At 65.9% G+C, this 20,940-nt stretch carries 21 protein-coding genes and 3 pseudogenes; 17 read left to right on the forward strand and 7 right to left on the reverse strand.

The annotated features are described in order from the left end of the window. Positions 1–69: 69 nt before the first annotated feature. Complete coding sequence (gene mutM, locus LG661_RS00205) at positions 70–963, reverse strand: bifunctional DNA-formamidopyrimidine glycosylase/DNA-(apurinic or apyrimidinic site) lyase (RefSeq protein ID WP_230529837.1); 894 nt, start codon at positions 961–963, stop codon at positions 70–72. A 94-nt stretch (positions 964–1,057) separates the two neighbouring features. On the opposite strand from mutM, the gene ubiE reads away from it, so the two are divergent. The 10 genes from ubiE to LG661_RS00255 all read left to right on the forward strand — a co-directional run bounded on the left by ubiE (position 1,058) and on the right by LG661_RS00255 (position 7,992). Next, positions 1,058–1,807: a bifunctional demethylmenaquinone methyltransferase/2-methoxy-6-polyprenyl-1,4-benzoquinol methylase UbiE gene (gene ubiE / locus LG661_RS00210; RefSeq protein ID WP_230529838.1), complete on the forward strand. Its 750-nt coding sequence runs from the start codon at positions 1,058–1,060 to the stop codon at positions 1,805–1,807. Position 1,808: 1 nt separating this feature from the next. Further along, positions 1,809–3,380, forward strand: coding sequence for a 2-polyprenylphenol 6-hydroxylase (ubiB, locus tag LG661_RS00215; protein ID WP_230529839.1), 1,572 nt, complete (start codon positions 1,809–1,811; stop codon positions 3,378–3,380). A 1-nt stretch (position 3,381) separates the two neighbouring features. After that, a complete protein-coding gene (coaBC, locus tag LG661_RS00220) occupies positions 3,382–4,590 on the forward strand; it encodes a bifunctional phosphopantothenoylcysteine decarboxylase/phosphopantothenate--cysteine ligase CoaBC (protein ID WP_230529840.1) in 1,209 nt (402 codons plus the stop codon). Then, positions 4,587–5,042: a dUTP diphosphatase gene (gene dut, locus LG661_RS00225; RefSeq protein WP_230529841.1), complete on the forward strand. Its 456-nt coding sequence runs from the start codon at positions 4,587–4,589 to the stop codon at positions 5,040–5,042. The genes coaBC and dut overlap by 4 nt, the downstream gene beginning before the upstream one ends. Positions 5,043–5,052: 10 nt before the next feature. Continuing rightward, on the forward strand, positions 5,053–5,502 hold the full coding sequence (locus LG661_RS00230) for an RrF2 family transcriptional regulator (protein WP_230529842.1): 450 nt from the start codon (positions 5,053–5,055) through the stop codon (positions 5,500–5,502). Between the two features lie 73 nt (positions 5,503–5,575). Beyond that, the gene (gene cysK / locus LG661_RS00235) at positions 5,576–6,556 is read left to right on the forward strand and encodes a cysteine synthase A (RefSeq protein ID WP_230529843.1); all 981 of its coding nucleotides are present in this window, start codon (positions 5,576–5,578) and stop codon (positions 6,554–6,556) included. Positions 6,557–6,815: 259 nt separating this feature from the next. After that, positions 6,816–7,199, forward strand: coding sequence for a hypothetical protein (locus tag LG661_RS00240; RefSeq protein WP_230529844.1), 384 nt, complete (start codon positions 6,816–6,818; stop codon positions 7,197–7,199). Between the two features lie 18 nt (positions 7,200–7,217). Next, entirely contained in the window at positions 7,218–7,472 is a 255-nt protein-coding gene (locus tag LG661_RS00245) for a hypothetical protein (RefSeq protein WP_230529845.1), read from the forward strand. A gap of 20 nt (positions 7,473–7,492) precedes the next feature. After that, on the forward strand, positions 7,493–7,810 hold the full coding sequence (locus tag LG661_RS00250) for a hypothetical protein (protein WP_230529846.1): 318 nt from the start codon (positions 7,493–7,495) through the stop codon (positions 7,808–7,810). A 17-nt stretch (positions 7,811–7,827) separates the two neighbouring features. Then, positions 7,828–7,992, forward strand: a complete 165-nt coding sequence (locus tag LG661_RS00255; protein ID WP_230529847.1) for a hypothetical protein — start codon at positions 7,828–7,830, stop codon at positions 7,990–7,992. A gap of 90 nt (positions 7,993–8,082) precedes the next feature. Here LG661_RS00255 and typA read toward each other — a convergent pair whose 3' ends face one another. Beyond that, positions 8,083–9,912, reverse strand: coding sequence for a translational GTPase TypA (gene typA / locus LG661_RS00260; protein ID WP_230529848.1), 1,830 nt, complete (start codon positions 9,910–9,912; stop codon positions 8,083–8,085). Between the two features lie 238 nt (positions 9,913–10,150). On the opposite strand from typA, the pseudogene LG661_RS25310 reads away from it, so the two are divergent. Both LG661_RS25310 and LG661_RS25655 read left to right on the forward strand, forming a co-directional pair. Continuing rightward, a pseudogene (locus tag LG661_RS25310) lies at positions 10,151–10,342 on the forward strand (DUF4424 family protein); the annotation flags it as partial. Between the two features lie 13 nt (positions 10,343–10,355). Further along, positions 10,356–11,120 carry a DUF4424 family protein gene (locus LG661_RS25655; protein WP_268995419.1) on the forward strand — a complete coding sequence of 255 codons (765 nt, stop codon included), beginning with the start codon at positions 10,356–10,358 and terminating at the stop codon, positions 11,118–11,120. Here LG661_RS25655 and LG661_RS00270 read toward each other — a convergent pair. The 3 genes and pseudogenes from LG661_RS00270 to LG661_RS00280 form a co-directional block, all read right to left on the reverse strand. Continuing rightward, positions 11,111–12,220 carry a site-2 protease family protein gene (locus tag LG661_RS00270; RefSeq protein WP_230529850.1) on the reverse strand — a complete coding sequence of 370 codons (1,110 nt, stop codon included), beginning with the start codon at positions 12,218–12,220 and terminating at the stop codon, positions 11,111–11,113. The two genes, LG661_RS25655 and LG661_RS00270, sit on opposite strands and share 10 nt — an antisense overlap. Before the next feature lie 215 nt (positions 12,221–12,435). Beyond that, a pseudogene (locus tag LG661_RS00275) lies at positions 12,436–13,238 on the reverse strand (SDR family oxidoreductase). Beyond that, positions 13,238–13,564 (reverse strand): nuclear transport factor 2 family protein, encoded by a 327-nt coding sequence (locus LG661_RS00280; RefSeq protein ID WP_230529851.1) that lies wholly within the window; start codon positions 13,562–13,564, stop codon positions 13,238–13,240. The pseudogene LG661_RS00275 and the gene LG661_RS00280 overlap by 1 nt, the downstream one beginning before the upstream one ends. A 137-nt stretch (positions 13,565–13,701) precedes the next feature. Between LG661_RS00280 and LG661_RS00285 the strand changes: the two genes are divergently transcribed. Further along, the gene (locus LG661_RS00285; RefSeq protein ID WP_230530064.1) at positions 13,702–14,061 is read left to right on the forward strand and encodes a winged helix-turn-helix transcriptional regulator; all 360 of its coding nucleotides are present in this window, start codon (positions 13,702–13,704) and stop codon (positions 14,059–14,061) included. A 207-nt stretch (positions 14,062–14,268) separates the two neighbouring features. Here LG661_RS00285 and LG661_RS00290 read toward each other — a convergent pair whose 3' ends face one another. After that, on the reverse strand, positions 14,269–15,501 hold the full coding sequence (locus LG661_RS00290) for an argininosuccinate synthase (RefSeq protein ID WP_230529852.1): 1,233 nt from the start codon (positions 15,499–15,501) through the stop codon (positions 14,269–14,271). 139 nt (positions 15,502–15,640) lie between these two features. Here LG661_RS00290 and LG661_RS00295 point away from each other — a divergent pair, with 139 nt between their 5' ends. After that, positions 15,641–16,243: a 2-hydroxychromene-2-carboxylate isomerase gene (locus LG661_RS00295; protein WP_230529853.1), complete on the forward strand. Its 603-nt coding sequence runs from the start codon at positions 15,641–15,643 to the stop codon at positions 16,241–16,243. Between the two features lie 29 nt (positions 16,244–16,272). On the opposite strand, the pseudogene LG661_RS00300 reads toward LG661_RS00295, so the two are convergent. Further along, positions 16,273–17,129 (reverse strand): annotated as a pseudogene (locus tag LG661_RS00300) (DUF5996 family protein). 412 nt (positions 17,130–17,541) lie between these two features. Here LG661_RS00300 and rpsA point away from each other — a divergent pair. The 3 genes from rpsA to sppA all read left to right on the forward strand — a co-directional run bounded on the left by rpsA (position 17,542) and on the right by sppA (position 20,935). Beyond that, complete coding sequence (gene rpsA / locus LG661_RS00305; RefSeq protein WP_230529854.1) at positions 17,542–19,245, forward strand: 30S ribosomal protein S1; 1,704 nt, start codon at positions 17,542–17,544, stop codon at positions 19,243–19,245. 193 nt (positions 19,246–19,438) lie between these two features. Then, the gene (locus LG661_RS00310) at positions 19,439–19,843 is read left to right on the forward strand and encodes a YkvA family protein (protein WP_230529855.1); all 405 of its coding nucleotides are present in this window, start codon (positions 19,439–19,441) and stop codon (positions 19,841–19,843) included. A 126-nt stretch (positions 19,844–19,969) separates the two neighbouring features. After that, positions 19,970–20,935, forward strand: a complete 966-nt coding sequence (sppA, locus tag LG661_RS00315) for a signal peptide peptidase SppA (protein WP_230529856.1) — start codon at positions 19,970–19,972, stop codon at positions 20,933–20,935. Positions 20,936–20,940: the final 5 nt, after the last annotated feature.

Raw genomic sequence — 20,940 nt, forward strand, 5'->3', positions numbered from 1 at the left:
CGCAACCTGCAGAGCGGGGGAGTGTAAGCCCTTCGGCCCGATCTGTCGCCCGGGACGGCGTTCACAAAATCAGGCACGAGGCCGCTTCTGGCAGTGCGGACAGTAGAAGGTGGAGCGTCCCGATTGCACGAGCCGCGCCACTGTGCCGGTGCAATCGGGCGTCACGCAGGGCTCGCCCTCCCGGTCATAGACGCGGAAGGAATGCTGGAAATAGCCGAGCGAGCCGTCCACCTGCGCATGGTCGCGCAGGGTCGAGCCCCCCGCCTCCACGGCTTCGGAGAGCACGTCGCGGATGATCTCGGCCAGGCGATGGGCCTTGTCGGTCGGCTGGCCTGCCTTCGTCGCAAGCGAGCCTGCCGGGGCCTCCGGGTGGAGACCTGTGCGGAACAGAGCCTCGCAGACATAGATGTTGCCGAGGCCGGCGATCAGGCGCTGGTCGAGGAGGGCGGCCTTGAGGGGCGTGCGTTTGCCCGCGAAGAGCCGCGCCACGGTCCCGCCGGAGAGTTCGTTGCCGAGGGGCTCGATCCCCATCCCGGCGAAATGCCTGCAGGTCTCGATCCCGGAGCGGGGCACCAGGTCCATGAAGCCGAAGCGGCGGACGTCATTATAAGTGATGCTCGCCCCGTTCGAGAGAGAAAAGACCACATGGTCGTGGGCGCCCAGGGATCCATGCTCGTGATGGAACTCGCCCGGCATGTGCGTGGCCCCGCTCTGGGTCACCAGGAAACGTCCTGACATCCCTAGATGCATGACGAGCACCTCGCTGGAGGAGAGATCGGCGAGCAGATACTTGGCCCGGCGGCTGAGGGCCCTAACCTCCTGCCCCTCCAGACGCTCGGCGAAGCGCTCAGGGAAGGGGAAGCGCAGATCGGGCCGGCGCTGCGTGACCCTGGTGAAGCGGGCGCCCACCATGGCCGGCTCCAGGCCGCGGCGCACGGTTTCGACTTCGGGCAGTTCGGGCATCAACCATCTCTTCGGTTCGGGGGCCTCCTTACATAGCCATCCGGCCCCGCTTCCGCTATGGATCGCGACAACAGGCAGCAAAGGTTCGAGGACCATGACCGACGAGAACACCCATTTCGGGTTCCAGTCCGTGCCCTTGGGCGAGAAGCAGGGCAAGGTCAACGAGGTCTTCCGCTCGGTGGCGAGCCGCTACGACCTCATGAACGACCTCATGTCGGCAGGCCTCCACCGCATCTGGAAGGACGCCCTCGTCAACGCCTTGCGCCCGCCGCGCAACCGGGCCTTCCGCGATCTCGACGTGGCCGGCGGCACCGGCGACATCGCCTTCCGCATCCTGGAGGCCGGCGGCCCGCAGACCCATGTGACCGTGCTCGACATCAATGGCGAGATGCTCAAGGTGGGCCAGGAGCGGGCGGGGCACCTCTATGAGGGCCGCATCGACTTCGTGGAGGCCAATGCGGAGGAACTGCCCTTCGAGTCCAAGACCTTCGACGCCTACACCATCGCCTTTGGCATCAGGAACGTGCCGCGCATCGACGTGGCGCTGCGCGAGGCCAATCGGGTCCTGAAGCCGGGCGGACGCTTTCTCTGCTTGGAATTCTCGAAGGTCGACGTCCCGGTGCTGGACAAGATCTACGACGCCTATTCCTTCAACGTGATCCCCCGTCTCGGGGGCATGGTGACGGGGGATGCGGAATCCTACCAGTATCTCGTTGAGTCGATCCGCCGCTTCCCGACGCCCACCGCCTTCGCGCGGATGATCGAGGAGGCGGGCTTCAGGCGCGTGACCCACCGCACCATGACCGCCGGCGTCATCGCCATCCATTCCGGCTGGAAGATCTGACGTGATCGGCGGCCTCGTCCATCTCGCCCGCAACCTGCATGCCGGTTTCGTCCTCGCCCGCGAGGGCGCGCTGGCGCTCGTGGATCCGAGCGCCCTGCCGCCTGCCGGGCGCCTGGGTCTGCGGCTCGCCCGCCTGATCGAGAAGCCGCAGGCGGGGGACGGCACGTCGCGGCTCTCGGCGGCGCTGACGCGGCTTGGCCCCTCTTACGTGAAGTTCGGTCAGTTCCTGGCGACCCGCCCCGACATCGTCGGTGTGGCCGCGGCGCGCGATTTGGAGCGCCTGCAGGACCGGATGCCGCCCTTCCCTCGGGACGAGGCGGTGCGCATGGTCGAGGTCGCCCTCGGCCGTCCCATCGACGCGCTCTTTCTGGAATTCAGCGAGCCGCTGGCCGCCGCCTCCATCGCCCAGGTCCACAAGGCCCGCATCCGAACGCCGGAGGGCGAGGAGATCGTGGCGGTGAAGGTGGTGCGGCCCGGCGTTCGCGAGGGCTTTGCCCGCGACCTCCAGGCCATGCGCGCCGCGGCCGGGCTCTTCGAGCGCGTGGTTCCGGAGGCGCGCCGCCTGAAGCCCCTGGAGATCGTCGAGGCGCTCGCCCGCTCGGTCGCAGTCGAGATGGATCTGCGCCTCGAGGCGGCGGCCGTCTCGGAACTCGCCGAGAACACCAAGAACGACCCCGATTTCCGCGTGCCGAAGCCGGAATGGGACCTGACCGCCCGGGACGTGCTCACCACCACCTGGATCGACGGCATCCGCCTCAACAGCGTGGAAGCGATCGAGGCGGCAGGCTTCGACCGGGTGGCGCTGGCGCGCACGGTCATTCAGTCCTTTCTGCGCCACGCCATCCGCGACGGCTACTTCCACGCGGACATGCATCCCGGCAATCTCTTCGTCGACCGCGAGGGTCGCCTCGTCGCGGTGGATTTCGGCATCATGGGCCGCCTTGGGATCAAGGAGCGCCGCTTCCTCGCCGAGATCCTGCTCGGCTTCATCCGCCGCGACTACCTGCGCGTGGCGCAGGTGCATTTCGAGGCAGGCTACGTGCCGCCGCATCATTCGGTGCACGATTTCGCCCAGGCCATCCGCGCCATCGGCGAGCCGATCCACGACCGCCGCGCCGACGAAATCTCCATGGCGAAGCTGCTCACGCTTCTCTTCGAGATCACCGCCCTCTTCGACATGGCGACGCGCATCGAACTCGTCATGCTCCAGAAGACCATGGTGGTGGTGGAGGGCGTCGCCCGCAATCTCGATCCCAAGCTCGACATGTGGACCACCTCCGAGCCCGTGGTGCGGGAATGGATCGAGCGCAATCTCGGTCCCCTCGGTCGCGTCGAGCAGGCGGGCAGGGGCCTGTGGACGCTGGCAGGCGTCGTCTCCGACCTGCCGGAGCTGGCGCTTCGCGCCGAGCGCGTCCTCAACCAGCTCGAGGACGTGACCGCCAAAGGCATCCCCGTCGACCGGAACAGCATCGCCGCCCTGGAGCGCGCGGAAAAGCGCGCGAGCCGCTGGGGCACCGTGGCCTTGTGGATCATCGCCGTGTCGATGATGATCCTCCTGTTCGGAGAATTCTGACATGGCGCTGCAAGGCAAACGCATCCTGCTCGTCATCAGCGGCGGGATCGCGGCCTACAAGTCGCTCGACCTCATCCGCCGCCTGCGCGAGCGCGGAGCAACCGTGCGCTGCATCCTCACCTCAGGGGCTCAGCAGTTCATCACGCCGCTTGCGGCGTCCGCGCTCACGGGCCAGCGCACGCATACCGATCTCTTCGACCGCGAGGACGAGGCCGATATCGGGCACATCAAGCTCGCGCGCGATGCGGATCTCGTCGTGGTCGCCCCCGCCACCGCCAATCTCATGGCGAAGATGGCAGGCGGCCAAGCGGACGATCTCGCCTCCACGGTGCTGCTCGCCACGACACTGCCGATCCTGATCGCGCCCGCCATGAACGTGCGCATGTGGCTGCACCCGGCCACGCAGCGCAACCTTGCTGTCCTGCAGGGCGACGGCGTCCATGTGGTCGGCCCGAACGAGGGCGCCATGGCGGAGGCCGAATTCGGTCCCGGCCGCATGTCGGAGCCGCTGGAGATCGTCGAGGCCGCCGGGCGGCTGCTCGCGCCTGCAGGTCCGCTTGCGGGCAAGCATGTGATCGTGACCTCGGGTCCGACCCACGAGCCCATCGACCCGGTGCGCTACATCGCCAACCGCTCGTCCGGCAAGCAGGGTCACGCCATCGCGAAGGCCGCCGCCAAAGCGGGAGCGCGCGTGACGCTGATTTCCGGGCCGGTCACTCTTCCCGATCCTGCGGGCGTGACGACCCTTCGCGTGGAAAGCGCCCGCGAGATGCTCGAAGCCGTCGAGAAGGCGCTTCCCGCCGATATCGGCATCTTCGCCGCCGCGGTCGCCGACTGGCGCGTGGCCAATACAGGGGGGCAGAAGATCAAGAAGAAGGACGGCGCGCTGCCGGAGCTGTCGCTGACCGAGAATCCCGACATCCTCGCCACGATTTCGCGCCGCACTGAGAACCGGCCGCCACTCATGGTGGGCTTCGCGGCCGAGACCGAGCATGTGATCGAGCACGCCAAGCAGAAGCTCGCGAAGAAAGGCTGCGATCTCATCGTCGCCAACGATGTCTCGGCGGAAATCGGCGTCATGGGCGGCGAAAGCAACACGGTGCATCTCGTGAGCGCTGCCGGCGTCGAGACCTGGCCGACCCTGTCCAAGACGGAGGTCGCAAGAAAGCTCGTCGAGCGCCTGGGCGCAATGACGGGAGGCGCATCATGAGCCGCGTGCTCCGGGTCCGGCGGCTGGGCCATGCGCAGGGATTGCCGCTACCCCGTTACGAGACTGCGGGCGCGGCGGGTTTCGACCTCGTCGCCGCCAATGCGTCCGATGCGCCGGTGGTCCTCAAGCCCCTGGAGCGCGCCCTCGTCCCGACCGGCCTCGTGATCGAGCTGGAGCAGGGCTACGAGGCGCAGGTGCGGCCGCGCTCGGGGCTTGCCTTCAAGCATGGCGTGACCGTCCTCAACGCGCCCGGCACCATCGATGCGGATTACCGCGGCGAGGTGCAGGTGCTGCTGATCAACCTGGGTCAGGAGGTCTTCTCCATCGCCCGCGGCATGCGGATCGCCCAGATGATCGTCGCCCCGGCGACCACAGTGGAGCTCGTCGAGGTCGACAGCGTGAGCGAGACGGCGCGCGCGGCCGGTGGTTTCGGATCGACCGGAATGGGGTAAGAGGGTCCGCATGAACTTTCTCTCGCGCCGTTCGCTTCTCGCCATTGCCGCCGTGACCGACATCGCGCTCCACGCGCGGCCCATGCCGGTTTCCGCCAAGGCCCTCGCGGCCCGGCACAACCTGCCGCCGCGCTATCTCGAGCCGGTGCTGCAGGCCCTCGTGCGGCAGGGGGTCCTGAAAGGGGTGCGCGGCCCCCGCGGCGGCTATGAACTCGCCCGCGAAAGGCGGCGGATCACGGCTGGCGACATCGTGCGCATCGCCATGGCCGCCCAGGATGAGGACGGCGCGACGCCTCTGCCGGAATCGCGCCTTGCGGAGGTCGTCGTCGCTCCCCTCGTCAAGCGCGGCACGGAGGCCTTCCTCGCCGAACTCGACCAGGTGACGGTCGACGACCTGTGCCAGAAGGCACAGGCGGAAGGGGCCGCGGAAACCGCGACCAATCTCGATTTCACGATATGAAACGTGAAAAAATCTAATTATCGACAGCTGGTGCAAATAGGTTTAGGATCCTCCGAATTCCAAGGAGGATTCCATGGCTGACACTCTCAACGCCTCCGGCGCAGGCACCAAGCCCGGCCGCGGCCGCATCTACGGCTCCATCACCGAGACTATCGGCAACACTCCCCTCGTGCGCCTCAACCGGCTGCCCAAGGAGCATGGTGTCGACGCCGAGATCCTCGTGAAACTTGAGTTCTTCAACCCGATTTCAAGCGTGAAGGACCGCATCGGCGTCAGCATGATCGAGTCGATGGAGGCCGATGGGCGTCTCAAGCCTGGCGCCACCCTCATCGAGCCGACCTCCGGCAATACCGGCATTGCGCTTGCCTTCGTGGCCGCGGCGCGCGGCTACCGGCTGATCCTCGTGATGCCCGAGACCATGTCCATCGAGCGCCGCAAGATGCTGGCCTATCTCGGGGCCGAGCTTGAGCTCACCCCCGGCCCGCAGGGCATGAAGGGTGCGATCACCCGCGCGGAGGAACTGCTCCGAGACATTCCCGGCTCGGTCATGCCGCAGCAGTTCAAGAACCCGGCCAACCCGGACATCCACCGCCGCACGACCGCCGAGGAAATCTGGAACGACACCAACGGCCAGCTCGACGCCTTCGTGGCGGGCGTGGGCACCGGCGGCACGATCACCGGCGTCTCGCAGGTCATCAAGCCGCGCCTGCCCGACATGAAGGTCTTCGCCGTCGAGCCGGAGGATTCCCCCGTTCTCTCCGGCGGCCAGCCCGGCCCGCACAAGATCCAGGGCATCGGCGCGGGCTTCGTGCCGGATGTGCTCGAACGCTCCCTCATCGACGGCGTGGTGACGGTCGGCAATCAGACTGCCTTCGATACGGCCCGCCGCCTCTCGCGGCTCGAGGGCATTCCCGGGGGCATCTCCACCGGCGCCAATGTGGCGGCCGCGCTCGAAATCGCCTCGCGGCCCGAGTTCAAGGGCAAGCGCATCGTCACCGTCGCGCCGTCCTTCGCGGAGCGCTACATCTCGAGCGCCCTCTTCGAAGGGCTCTGAATCTTTCTCTGAGAAATCAAAAGAAAGGGCAGCCTCCAGAGCATCGTGCGGAAAAGTGGATCCGGTTTTCCGCGTGAACGATGCTCTCATCCCAAGAGAAAGCATCGGACTGGATCCCTAAAGTGCAAATCCACTTTTGGGTCCGATGCTTAGGTTGCCCTTTCTTTTGCTACAAGCGCAAGCGTGGCCAGAACTTCCCCATGCTCGCCGGGTTCTCCTCGAAGCGGACGTTAGCGAACGACGGTTCAAGGAGTTCATCATGGCCGAGAGGAAGGCCCCCCATTCACTGCAGGAGCAGACGGCGGACCAGATCCGCAACGAGCAGCGCGGCGGAAACGTCAGCCCCATCGACCCCAACCGGGATCAGAGTCCCGAGGGCAATCCGGGCGGCATCTCGGCGGGCGCCAATGCCACCATGCGCCGCGCCTGGAGCGAACCAGGCGGCGAGGCGCATAACTATCGCCATTCGACGGTCGGAGCGGGGGGCAAGGTGGACAACCAGAGCGACCTCACCGCTGCGGAAACGCCGGAAGCAACGAAGCACCTGAGCGACGCCAGCCTGTCGCCCAAGGACAAGGACGCGACCTCAGAAGCCATCGAGCGCGCGACCGCCGTCAACGGCAAGCAGGACAAGTCTGAATAGGTTTTTGAGGAGTGCGCGATGGGCAATGCAGGCTACGGCAACCACACCGAAAACACGAAGGACTATGTCGATCCCGAGCGGCCCGATCCGGAAGCAGGCCGCAAACCCTCGCCGGAGAAGCGTCCCGGAACGGAGCAGGGGAATTCCGGCAAGGCCCCTCCGGCGGCCGGCCCTCACGACAAGCCGTCGCTGACCAATCCGAACGCGACGCCGGGCACCGGCGTTCTGCCGGAGCCGGGCGACCGCGAGGGGACCGATTCCACAAGTTCGTGACACCATTCAAGGAGACGACCATGGCCCAGAACCAATCCTCGGGACCGCGCGTTCCGACTGAGCGCCCGGATCCGAAGGAAGCGGACCGCAATCCCGGTTTCGATGCCAAGGACCGTCCCGGTTTCGATCTCGGCGGCGCATCCGAGGAGAACGCCACCGGCGTCGGCTCCAACACCGTTCCCGGCGGCCCCAGAGACAGCGCCGCCAGCGGCGACGATGCCGGCGGGCGCGCCACCGGCGCGACGGATCCGAGCGGCTCGCGCTCCCTGGGCAACCGGGGGGATGCAGGCTCCGAATCCGGCTCGGGCCCGACGGACGGCTCCGGCGGTCCCTCTTGATGGAAGCGAGGAACGATATGGCTCAATCCGACAAGAATGCGAACAAGGCGACCGAAAAGGACATCAGCGCCCCGCGCTTGACGCCCCAGGGACGCGACGATCCGAGCGCCAAGGGCGAGGACTCGACCAAGCCGATGGGCGCGGGCGCCAAGAAGGGGCAACCCGACAAGGCCGAGGGCTAGCACAGCGCACTCCATGACCGGTTCGCGCCATGAAAAAGGCCGCCCGAAGGGGCGGCCTTTCTGGTTCTTCGCGAGGACGATGCTCTGGCTTTAGGCGCTCAGCGCTTCCTTCTGCTTCTCGGCGCGCTTGCGGTCGTTCGGGTCGAGGATCGCCTTGCGGATGCGGATCGACTTCGGCGTCACCTCGACGAGCTCGTCGTCCTGGATCCAGGCCAGCGAGCGCTCGAGCGTCATGCGGATCGGCGGCGTCAGGCGCACCGCCTCGTCCTTGGAGGTCGTGCGGATGTTGGTGAGCTTCTTGCCCTTCAGCACGTTCACCTCGAGATCGTTCTCGCGGTTGTGCTCGCCCACGATCATGCCCTGATAGACCTTCCAGCCGGGCTCGATCATCATCGGGCCGCGGTCTTCCAGGTTCCACAGCGCATAGGCCACGGCCTCGCCCGAGTCGTTCGAGATCAGCACGCCGTTGCGGCGGCCGGCGATCTCGCCCTTGTAGGGCTCATAGGCGTGGAACAGGCGGTTCATGATGGCCGTGCCGCGGGTGTCGGTCAGCAGCTCGCTCTGGTAGCCGATGAGGCCGCGGGTCGGAGCATAGAACACCAGACGCTGGCGGTTGCCGCCGGACGGACGCATCTCTACCATCTCGGCGCGGCGCTCGGACATCTTCTGCACGACGACGCCGGAGAACTCCTCGTCCACGTCGATCACCACTTCCTCGATGGGCTCGAGGAGCTGGCCGGTGGCCTCGTCCTTCTCGAAGACCACGCGGGGACGCGACACGGCGAGCTCGAAGCCCTCGCGGCGCATGGTCTCGATCAGGATCGCGAGCTGCAATTCGCCGCGGCCCGAGACGTAGAACGAGTCCTTGTCGGCGGCTTCCTCGATCTTGAGCGTCACATTGCCTTCCGCTTCCTTGAACAGGCGGTCGCGGATCATGCGGCTCGTCACCTTGTCGCCCTCGGTGCCGGCGAGCGGGCTGTCGTTGACGATGAACGACATGGTCACGGTCGGCGGGTCGATGGGCTGAGCCTGGATCGGAATGTCGTTCTCAGGCGCGCAGAAGGTATCGGCCACCGAGCCCTTCACGAGGCCTGCGATGGAAACGATGTCGCCCGCCTCGCCTACGTCGATGGGCTGGCGCTCCAGGCCGCGGAAGGCCAGGATCTTGGAGACGCGGCCGGTTTCCACCACGTTGCCCTGGCGGTCGAGGACCTTGATCGACTGATTCGGCTTCACCGAGCCGGAGCTGATGCGGCCCGTGACGATGCGGCCCAGGAAAGGGTTGGCTTCCAGCAGCGTTCCGAGCATGCGGAACGGGCCTTCCTCGGTCTTGGCCGGGGGCACGTGTTCGAGCACGAGGTCGAACAGGGGAGCCAGCCCCTCGTCGCTCGGGCCTTCGGGAGACTTGGCCATCCAGCCGTTGCGGCCCGAACCGTAGAGGATCGGGAAGTCGAGCTGCTCGTCGGTGGCGTCGAGCGCCGCGAACAGGTCGAACACCTCATTGATGACCTCCTGGTGGCGGGCATCGGGGCGGTCGATCTTGTTGATGGCGACGATGGGCCTGAGGCCGATCTTGAGGGCCTTGGACACCACGAACTTCGTCTGCGGCATCGGGCCTTCGGCCGCATCCACGAGCACGATGGCGCCGTCCACCATGCTCAGGATGCGCTCCACCTCGCCGCCGAAATCGGCGTGGCCGGGGGTGTCGACGATGTTGATGCGGGTGTCCTTCCAGACGACCGAGGTCGCCTTGGCAAGAATCGTGATGCCGCGCTCCTTCTCGAGGTCGTTGGAATCCATCGCGCGCTCTTCCACGCGCTGGTTCTCGCGGAAGGCGCCGGATTGCTGGAGCAGCTTGTCGACGAGGGTGGTCTTGCCATGGTCGACGTGGGCGATAATGGCGATGTTGCGCAGCTTCATAAGGGGTCTTTCAAAACAAAACGGCCCGGCACGCGGCAAGCGCTGCCGCGCCCCTGGCTCGAACCGGGCTTAAATCTCGTGTGTTGCAATATAATGATGGTTGAGCGGCTGCAATAGGGCACGTGTGATATAAAATCCTGCCAAGCTTCCTGAAAATGGCCGCGGCAGCCTCGTCCGTATCCTTCAGCGCCCTGGGATGAACATGCTCTCTCGAACGATCCTCTGCCTGATGCTCCTCATGGCCCTGAGCCCTGCCGCCGCCCAGGACGGCCTGGAGCCGCTGGCCTCCGGCGGGCTGGTCTTCTCCCCCATGCGTCATGTTTCGCTCCTGCGCGAGGATGTGGCGATCTCCCCTTCGCGCATCACGGTCCGTTACGTGCTCCGCAATGAGGGGCCGGAGCCCGAGCAGCTGCGCATGACCTTTCCGCTGCCCGCGCTCGATCCTGTCGAGATCTTCGAGGCCGGCCCGCAAGCTTCCCGCCGCCGGGCCGAACTTCATGAAGGCGGCCGTCAGGATCGACGGGGCTCCCGTGGAGCCCGGTCTCGACGAGCAGGCCCTCCTGGACGGGCGGGACATCGGGGCCATGCTCCGGCGCCACGGCCTGCCCCTGGATCCCAACAGGCCGAGCCGGGACGATCCCTCGCTGCCCGAGGCGGCAAGCCGCGCCGCCGCGCTGCCGGATGCGGACCGCGAGGTCCTGAGCCGGGCAGGGCTGGTCGACAGGCAGGCGGGCCACTGGCCGCTCTGGACCTATCGGGCCGAGCTGCGCTGGTCCCGGGAGCTGCCCCCCGGGCAGGAGACCGTGATCGACCTCGCCTACGAGCCCGTGCCAGGCCTGGTCCGCCAGGAGAAGGCGAGCTACTTCAGGCCCGGCGGCTTCCAGGACCGCTTTCCAGGACCGCTACTGCATCGACCGACCCGTCGCGCGGGGCATCGAGAGGCTGCATCCGGGCTCGCCGAAGCAGAGGCTGGAGGCGAGGACGCTCTCCTACAGCCTGAAGGCGGATCGACGCCCGGTGGGGGAGTTCAACCTGACCATCGACAAGGGCAGCGCCGACACGATCCTCAGCCTGTGCCGCGAGGGGCTGCCCAAGACCGGGCCGACAATCTTCCAGTGGTCGGCCACGAACCATGTTCCAACGCAGGATCTCAAGCTTCTCTTCGTACCCAAGAGCGCCCGCCGCTGACCGACTCTCCTCAGGCGTAGGACCGCTTCCGGCCGAAGCGCCAGTCGGGCTGTGCCGAGCGCACCATCATCATCTCGCCGATATTCTCCGAGGTGAGGATCCCGACGAGCTGCTGCGCCTCGTTGAGGACGAGGAGCGCCGGGGCCTTGGCCCTGTTGAGGACGTGAAGGGCGGACTCGAGGGACTGCCCGTCGCGGACCGTGGGCAGGTCCTGCTTCATGACCTCCAGTACGGATGTCGAGGGCCCGCCCTGGCGCAGGGCCACGATCAGGCCGTCCCGGGTCAGGAGCCCGCGCGGGTGGCCTGCGCCGTCCACTACGGGAAACTCCTTCTGGGACGCGCGCAGCATCAGGTCCACCGCCTCGTCGAGGGTGGCGGAGGTGGTCAGCGCCTCGATGGAGTTCATCATCGCGGCCCGCACGGGAAGCCCCCGCGTGACATCCTTGAAGGCCACCTGCTGGGATTCTGCCGATGCGGCGAGATAGACGAAAAGACCGATCACGATCAGCATCGGGTTGATGAAGAGGCCTGCGAGCGCGAACAGGAAGGCCGCCCCCTGGCCGATCCTCGCGGCGATGTGGGTCGCCGCCACATGGTTCATGCGCATGGCGAGCACCGCCCTCAAGACCCGCCCGCCATCCATGGGAAAGGCGGGGATCAGGTTGAAGAGGACGAGAAAGATGTTGGCGGCGGCCAGCCGCGCCATCATCCCGGCCCGCGGGTTCTCCAGCTCGGTCATGGCGGCCGTGTCGAGGTCCATGCCCAGCACCAGGACGAGCAGCGCCGCGATCACCACGTTCACGGCCGGCCCCGCGACCGCGACGATCAGCTCCTCGCGTGGCTTTTCGGGAATGCGCTCCAGGTTCGCCACGCCGCCGATGGGCCAGAGCGTCACGTCCGGGGTTTTGATGCCGTAGCGCCGGGCCGCGAAGATGTGGCCGAATTCATGCGCCACCACGCAGGCGAAGAGAAGCACGATGAACACCACGCCCTCGATGGCCGCATCCTGCCCCCCGATCCGCCAGTAGGCTCCGGCGATCCAGACGAGGAAGAGCAGAAAGGTCACATGGACCCGCACCACCGTGCCGGCGATGCGGGCAATGGGAATCGACCAGACCATGGGTATCTCCAAGCGGGGCCCTTCTAGGCTCAACGTAGGAGAGGGAGTGGGGGTTCGGAAGTCAGGGGAAATACGGGTTGGATAGTGGAAGAGAAATGTTTCTCGTCTTCTTGTGAACCCAAACGTTCGAGTGGGTCGGCGACGCCCCGTGGCAGGCACCGCCACTTGCTAGCGCTCGACTCCTGGCCATCCTCAACTTGTTTGGAATGCCGGGATCAGACGACGGGTACTGTCCCGCCATCGATCGTGTACTCGGCGCCATGGATCGATGCCGCCCGATCCGAGAGAAGAAAAGCTGCAAGTTCTGCCACCTCTTCCGGGTGGCCGGGTCTGCCAATGGGAATGCCTCCGAGGGATTGCATCAGCCCTTCGCGGGCAGCGTTCTCGTCTGTGCCCTGCTGCTCGGCCAATCGCCGGATCAGCGCTGTCGCGGCTCTCGTCTCGATGAAGCCAGGGGAGATCGTATTCACGCGTACGCCTTTCGGGCCAACCTCTTTCGACAAGCCCTTGCTGTAGGTCGTCAGTGCGGCTTTCGCGGCAGCATAGGCCAGTGTCGCCTCATACAAGGGCAGGCGCCGCTGGATCGACGAGACGTGAATGACGACGCCATATCCCTGCCTAATCATGCCAGGCAGCAGCGCACGGTCGAGCCGCACCGCAGGGTACAGGTTCCTGTCAAGCTCCGCCTGCCATTCATGATCGGTCAGCGCAGCAAAGCCACCGCCTGGCGCATTCGAGCCGCCGACGACATTCACGAGAAGATCGACGCCGCCCATCTGCTTGTCGACCTCAGCGACAACCGCATCGGCGCCGCTGGCGGTGGTAATGTCAGCCTGAACGAACAGGTGAGCGGGCTGTCCCTCCTGCAGGGGCGAGCGGGCTGTTGTAGCGACCGTCGCGCCACCCGCGACAAGCCGGCGGACGATGGCCTCGCCCATCCCTTTCGGCCCCCTGTCACCAAGGCACGCTTGCCGGCGAACTCCCGGGGATCAATGGCGAATGAAGTTGCTGCGACCATCACGCGATCTCCAGCCGCGCAATCTTTGATCCTGCGAGAGTGAAGGCATAGCGCAGCGTTGCAGGACTGCCGGGAAAGTCGCCAGAGACCAGACCTGAGACGATCAGATGATCGTCGACCGGTTCGGCCTGTTTGACGTCGACGGTGACGCGGTACTTGCGGGTCGTGTGCTCCATCCAGGAGCGGATAGCTGCCGTGCCATGATGCTCCTGGCCTTCGTCCTTGACGACGGCATCCTCGGCGAAGGACGCCAGCATGCCATCGATGTTGTGCCGGTTCTTAGCCTCGTAATAGGAGGCCAGCGGGGGAGGCAGTTGTCTGCTCATACCTGTTCTCCAAGAGGAGCCAAGCCGCCTGAAATTCGCTTGGCTCGGTAGCGGCGGAGAGAACTTGGAGGTATGCTGACGGAAAGACAAGAACGCACGAAAAAGTAAGGTACTCACCCATGAGTAAGGAAGAAGCACTGACTCCCGGCTCCGCCGCCGACCGGGTTGAACAGGCCCTCAAGTTCCTCGAAGGCCGTTGGAAACTGGTGATCCTGTTCCGGCTGTTCGGCGGCAAGGTGCTGCGCTTCTCCGAACTGGAGAAAGCCATTCCGGCCATCTCGCAGAAAATGCTGATCCAGCAACTCCGTCAGATGGAGACGGATGGCATTGTGCGCCGGATCGTTCACCATCAGGTCCCGCCGAAGGTGGAGTATTGCCTCACGGACTGGGGGCAGGCCTTATGCCCGGCGCTCGATGCATTGCTGCAATGGGCAGGCGCACGGGAGCTTCTCAGTGAAACGGATGCCAAAGCCCCGTCTGTGCAGGCGAAGTCCTGAAGATTACAGCTGAAGCGCGATCTTGCCCCAGTACGGCGCATCCTTTGGCTCGATTCCACCGGACGCGAAATGTCGCCTTCTGGGATGAAGCGGACGACCGCGGAACGTCCGGGCGAGGTCCTCTCGCCGGTCGGCAGGCGTGACAACAAAGCGCCACCGCACAACGAAAACGGCCGGGCTCGCACCCGGCCGTGATGCGATTTTCCCTTACAGTCCCAGCTTTTTCTTCCGCTGCGCCAGGGTGCGCAGCCGCAGCGCGTTGAGCTTGATGAAGCCCGCGGCGTCGCGGTGGTCGTAGGCGACTGCGCCTTCCTCGAAGGTCACGAGGTCCTGGTCATAGAGGGTGTAGGGGCTCTGGCGGCCGATGAGGTGGACGCCGCCCTTGTAGAGCTTGAGCGTCACTTCGCCGGTCACGAACTCCTGGCTCTTGTCGATCATCGCCTGGAGCATCTCGCGCTCCGGCGAGAACCAGAAGCCGTTATAGATGAGCTCGGCATATTTCGGCATCAGCTCGTCCTTCAGGTGAGCTGCGCCGCGGTCGAGGGTGATCGACTCGATACCGCGATGGGCGAGGTGAAGGATCGTGCCGCCGGGGGTTTCGTACATGCCGCGGCTCTTCATGCCGACGAAGCGGTTCTCCACGAGGTCGAGGCGGCCGATGCCGTTGAGGCGGCCGAGCTCGTTGAGCTTCGCCAGGAGATCCGCCGGGCCCATCTTCTTGCCGTCGATGGCGACCGGGTCGCCTTTCTGGAACTCGATGGTGATGACGGTCGGCTTGTCGGGAGCGGATTCGGGATCGTTCGTGCGGGAATAGACGTAGTCCGGCACTTCCATCGCGGGATCTTCCAGCACTTTCCCCTCGGAGGAAGCGTGCAGGAGGTTGGCGTCGACGGAGAAGGGGGCCTCGCCGCGCTTGTCCTTGGCGATCGGGATCTGGTGGGCCTCGGCGAAGACGATGAGCTGCTCGCGGGAGCGCAGGTCCCATTCGCGCCAAGGGGCGATCACAGTCACGTCCGGCTTCAGGGCGTAGTAGCCAAGCTCGAAGCGCACCTGGTCGTTGCCCTTGCCGGTCGCGCCGTGGGACACCGCGTCGGCCCCGACCTTTTCCGCGATCTCGATCTGCTTCTTGGCGATCAGCGGCCGGGCAATGGAGGTGCCGAGCAGGTAGAGGCCCTCGTACTGGGCGTTGGCCCTGAACATCGGAAACACGTAGTCGCGCACGAACTCGTCGCGCAGGTCCTCGATGAAGATGTTCTCCGGCTTGATGCCGAGAAGCTCGGCCTTCTTGCGGGCGGGCTCCAGCTCCTCGCCCTGACCGAGATCGGCGGTAAAGGTCACCACCTCGCAGCCATAGGTGGTCTGCAGCCACTTGAGGATGATGGAGGTGTCGAGGCCGCCCGAATAGGCGAGCACGACCTTGTTCACGCGCTTCTCAGCCATAGCGAAGGTTTCCGTTGATAAGGGTGCCAGCGACTTAAAACGGAAGCTTATGCCGCGCAATGGGGAAGGGCCGGCTCGGGGTGACAGGGCTGCGGATTTTGGGAAGAATGACCCTGGTCCCCGGCCGGAGATGAACAGAATGGCCCGTCCCGTCCTCGAGTTCTGGTACGAATTCGCCTCGACCTATTCCTATCTCTCCGCCATGCGGATCGAGCCCCTGGCCGAGGCGGCGGGCGTCGCTGTCCGCTGGCGGCCCTTTCTCCTAGGTCCGATCTTCGCGGCGCAAGGATGGAGCACCTCGCCCTTCAACCTCTTCCCCGCCAAGGGCCGCTATATGTGGCGCGACATGGAGCGGGAGGCCGAGCGGCTGGGGCAGCCTTGCGTCCAGCCCGATCCCTTCCCGCAGAACGCGCTCCTCGCAGCCCGCGTCGCGCTGGTCGGCGACGACCACCCCTGGGGCCCAACCTTCACCAAGGCGGTCTACTGGGCCGAGTTCGGGGAGGGGCGCACGATCTCCGATCCCGCCGTCATCCGCGACGTGCTCGTCCAGCTCGGCCTCGACGCGGACCAAATCCTCACCATGGCGGGGGAGGAGGCGAACAAGGCTCGCCTGAAGGAGCAGACCGAGGAGGCCAGGACCCGCGGGATCTTCGGCGCGCCCACCTTCGTCACGCCGGACGGGGAGATGTTCTGGGGCAACGACCGCCTGGAGCGGGCGCTGGAATGGACGGCGAAGGGCTAAGCCGGCAGGGGCTGGAACGGGAATGTTCCTCAGAGCGGGCGCGGGCGGGCGGGGGTGCCCGGCGGGCATTCCAGCGCCGCCCGCGCCCAGCCACCAGTGTCGGCCGCCGCCGCATAGGTCGCTGACAGGAAATCGAGCAGCGCGTCGTCCGGCGAGGGGGCGGTGCGCACGGCCTCATAAGGCAGGATGAACTCGCTCAAGGTCGTGTCGAAGAGCCCGCCGGACGGCGCCAGTCGGTCGGCGCTGCTCACCTCGTGCGAATAGGCCTCGCGGGTGACCGCGTCCGGCAGTCCCGGCACGCCGCCGGGATGGAGCGGCGCGGTCCGCCCGGAAACACCGCGAGGTCAAAGCTGCCCCAGAAGAACTGGACCGGGCTCGCCTTGCCCAAAAAGCTGCTGCGGAAGAGCTTGAAGACCCGGTCGGCCCGGACGAGCGCGCGCCAGAGGCGATGGGCCGCGTCGGGATCGTAGGAGGCATGGATCCGGTCCTGCGGGAAGGGGACGGGATCGGGGAACTCGTTGGGCATCTCGCTGATCCTGACGGAGATCCCGAGCTTCCCCAAAAGGTCGAGCATCCGTGCATGGAACGCCGCAACCGTCTGCGGCTCCAGGGCGAAGGACCCCTCCTTGCCGCTGCTGGTCCAGGCCGAGAGGCGGTGGTTCACGAAATCGAACTCGATCTCGAAGATCTCGCGGCCGAACGGGACCGGCGAGGTGCCGAGGCCCCGCGCGGTGACATAGAGCGGCACCTGCCAGCCATGGTTCATCCAGGGCGCCAGCGCCAGCCGGACCTTGCCGACGATCTGTGTCCACAGATGCAGCGTCGCGGCGGTGTCCCGCCAGGCGGCGAAGGGCAGTTCGGGCCAGTCCTGCGCGGGGTCGGTCATGGGCTCCGCTCCTTTGGCAAGGCATCGCGGGAGACAGATAGGCTTCGTGCCGCCGGAGGCGAGAGGTTCTCAGGCGAAGACCGGCCGGGGCGGCCCGGACTCACGATGGACGGTGCAGCGCCCTGAAACCCTTGTGATCCGAGACAAACTGGATTAAATGAACGCCTATCCGACAGGACATTGACGGTGTTCTCCCATGAGGGTGCGCGTGACGCGCCCTTGCGGCGTTACCGCAAGGTCCTGGGATGTAAAGCGTTTCCATCCGTCGATGATACGCCGGCCCGCTTGGATAAGCGGCATGCCTTGGACTTGGCCCTCGAGGGGCGTCCGAAGGCAGCGGCGGCTGGAAACGGCCCGTTCACACGAGCCGCCGGCGTTGCCCCTTAAAGACAAGGGCCATTCAGGAGAACATATGTCCGCAGCATATCAGCAAGCGCCGAGCCGTGAGGATTTCGCGGCCCTGCTCGAAGAATCCTTCCGCACGTCCGAGATCAGCGAAGGCTCGGTCGTGAAGGGCAAGGTGGTCGCGATCGAAAAGGACGTCGCGGTCATCGACATCGGCGCCAAGACCGAGGGACGCGTTGCCCTCAAGGAATTTGCCGGCCCCAACCGTGACCAGACGATCAATGTCGGTGACGAGGTCGAGGTCTATGTCGAGCGCATCGAGAACGCGCTGGGCGAGGCCGTCATCTCCCGTGACAAGGCCCGCCGCGAAGAGTCGTGGGTGAAGCTCGAGAAGGCCTTTGAGGCCCAGGAGCGCGTCAACGGCGTGATCTTCAACCAGGTGAAGGGCGGCTACACTGTCGATCTCGACGGCGCCGTGGCCTTCCTGCCGCGCTCCCAGGTCGACATCCGCCCGGTGCGCGACGTCACCCCGCTCATGGGCGTGGCCCAGCCGTTCCAGATCCTCAAGATGGATCGCCGCCGCGGCAACATCGTCGTGTCGCGCCGCACGGTCCTCGAGGAGAGCCGCGCCGAGCAGCGCTCCGAGCTCGTGGCGAACCTCGAAGAGGGTCAGGTCATCGACGGCGTGGTCAAGAACATCACCGAGTACGGTGCGTTCGTTGATCTCGGCGGCATCGATGGCCTGCTGCACGTCACCGACATGGCATGGCGCCGCGTGAACCATCCGTCCGAGGTCGTAAACATCGGCCAGACGGTGAAGGTGAAGATCATCAAGATCAATCACGACACGCACCGCATCTCGCTCGGCATCAAGCAGCTGCTCGCCGATCCGTGGGAGGGCATCGCCGCCCGCTACCCGGTCGGAGCCAAGCTGAAGGGCCGCGTCACGAACATCACCGATTACGGTGCGTTCGTTGAGCTGGAGCCGGGCATTGAAGGCCTGATCCACGTCTCCGAGATGTCCTGGACGAAGAAGAACGTCCACCCGGGCAAGATCATCTCCACCTCCCAGGAGGTCGAGGTCGTGATCCTCGAGGTCGATCCCGTGAAGCGCCGCATCTCGCTGGGCCTGAAGCAGACGCTCCAGAACCCGTGGGAGGCCTTCGCCGAGAAGCACCCTGTCGGCTCCGTTGTCGAGGGCGAGGTGAAGAACAAGACCGAGTTCGGTCTCTTCATCGGCCTGGAAAACGACGTCGACGGCATGGTCCACCTCTCGGACCTCGACTGGAACCGTCCGGGCGAGCAGGTCATCGACGAGTTCAAGAAGGGCGACATGGTGCGCGCCCAGGTTCTCGACGTGGACGTCGAGAAGGAGCGCATCTCGCTCGGCATCAAGCAGCTCGCAGGCGATCCCTTCGCGGATGCCGGCGAGATCAAGAAGGGCCAGATCGTCACCTGCGAGGTTCTCGAGGTGAAGGACGGCGGCCTGGAGGTGAAGATCGTCGATACCGACCTCAGCACCTTCATCAAGCGCAACGAGCTGGCTCGTGACCGCGCCGACCAGCGCCCCGAGCGCTTCGCCCCCGGCGAGAAGCTCGATGCCCGCGTCACGCAGTTCGACCGCAAGGCCCGTCGCGTCACCGTCTCCATCAAGGCCCTTGAGGTCGCTGAGGAGAAGGAGGCCATGGCCCAGTACGGCTCGACCGATTCGGGCGCGTCGCTCGGCGACATCCTCGGCGCCGCCCTCAAGGCTCGCACCGACAAGAAGTGACACGCCTCCGGGCGTGTCTCCCCGACGGTCCGTGAAAAGACCTGCGAGGGGATCCTGATCGAGAAACCCGCGCGATCCGTCGCGCGGGTTCTTTTTGTTGGAGGATGAGGGCAGCCCTATCTGAAAGAGGCTGCCGGAGAAGTGTCATCGGAATGCCGGTCATGCGAGACCCGAACCGACGGAGCATTGAGCGATGAGCGAAGGTCGTTCCCGTGGCCTCCTCGCCCGCATGAAAGACTGGGCCCGGACCATCAGGGCCGATGTCATCGCCCTCTATCTCGCGGCCCGGCATCCGCTCGTGCCCTGGTACGCCAAGCTCGTTGCAGGCCTCGTCGCCGCCTATGCCCTGAGTCCCATCGACCTGATCCCGGACTTCATACCGGTTCTCGGCTATCTCGACGACATCATCTTGGTGCCGCTGGGCATCCTGCTGGCGGTCAGGCTCGTTCCGCGCGACCTGATGAGCGAACTGCGCGCCGAGGCGCAGAGGATCGCGGAGCGCCCCGTCAGCCGGACGGGCGCCCTCCTCATTCTGGCGCTCTGGATCCTGGCTGCTGGCCTCCTGCTCTGGGTCTTCTGGCCGCGTCAGGCCGCGTGACCCGGGCGACACTATCGCCTTCCGACAAAAGGAATTTTGTTGGATTGATCCCTTGCCGCCCTATCTGCCTTCGCAATAGGGTGCGGCTCACCGCAACGCGACACGTAAGAAGCAAGAGACGAGAAGATGTCCATCGATGCCGAAGCCATCGCCGACCGCCGCCGTCTGCGCCGCAAGCTGTCTTTCTGGCGAAGTGCGGGCATTGCCGGACTGATCGCCGCCGTCGCCGCTCTCGGCTACGCCGCCGCGGACCGGTCCGGCTACGGCATCATCGGCAACCAGATCGCCCGCATTTCCATCGACGGCCTCATTACCGGCAACCAGCGCATGACCGACCTCATGGAGCGCGTCGGTAAGGCCGATTCCGTGTCCGGCGTGGTCATCGCCATCGACAGCCCGGGCGGCACGACGACGGGTTCCGAACAGCTCTACCGCAGCATCCGCAGCCTCGCCGCCAAGAAGCCGGTGGTCACGTTCGTCGACGGCACGGCCGCCTCGGGCGGCTACATCAGCGCCATTGCGGCCGATCACATCGTCGCCCGCGAGACTTCGATCGTGGGCTCCATCGGCGTGCTCTTTCAATATCCGGATATCTCCGGCCTCCTCAACCAGGTCGGCGTGAAGGTGGAGGAGGTGAAGTCTGCACCCCTCAAGGCGGAGCCGAGCGCCTTCAAGCCGACAAGCCCGGAGGCCCGCGCCGCCCTGCAGCAGGTGGTCAACGACACCTATGACTGGTTCAAGACCCTCGTGCGTCAGCGGCGGAACCTGACCGACAGCGAGATGTCCGTCGCCGCCACGGGCCAGGTCTTCAGCGGCCGTCAGGGCGTATCCCTGCGCCTCGTCGACAGGATCGGCAGCGAGCAGGACGCCATCGCTTGGCTGGAGCAGGAGAGGGGCGTCGCCAAGGATCTGCCGGTCCGGGACTGGGAGCCGCGCGCGGAAGGAGAGCTCTCGATCCTCGGTGTAACGGCGACCGTATCGGACCTGATCGGCTTCGAGAGCGTGGCGGGTGCGCTGCGCCGGGCCGTCGTAAATGTGCAGAAGGCGCAGCTTGACGGTCTCCTGGCCGTCTGGCACCCTTCGGAAAAATGAAGCAG

This window comes from Microvirga roseola (assembly GCF_020866965.1).
GTDB lineage: Bacteria > Pseudomonadota > Alphaproteobacteria > Rhizobiales > Beijerinckiaceae > Microvirga > Microvirga roseola.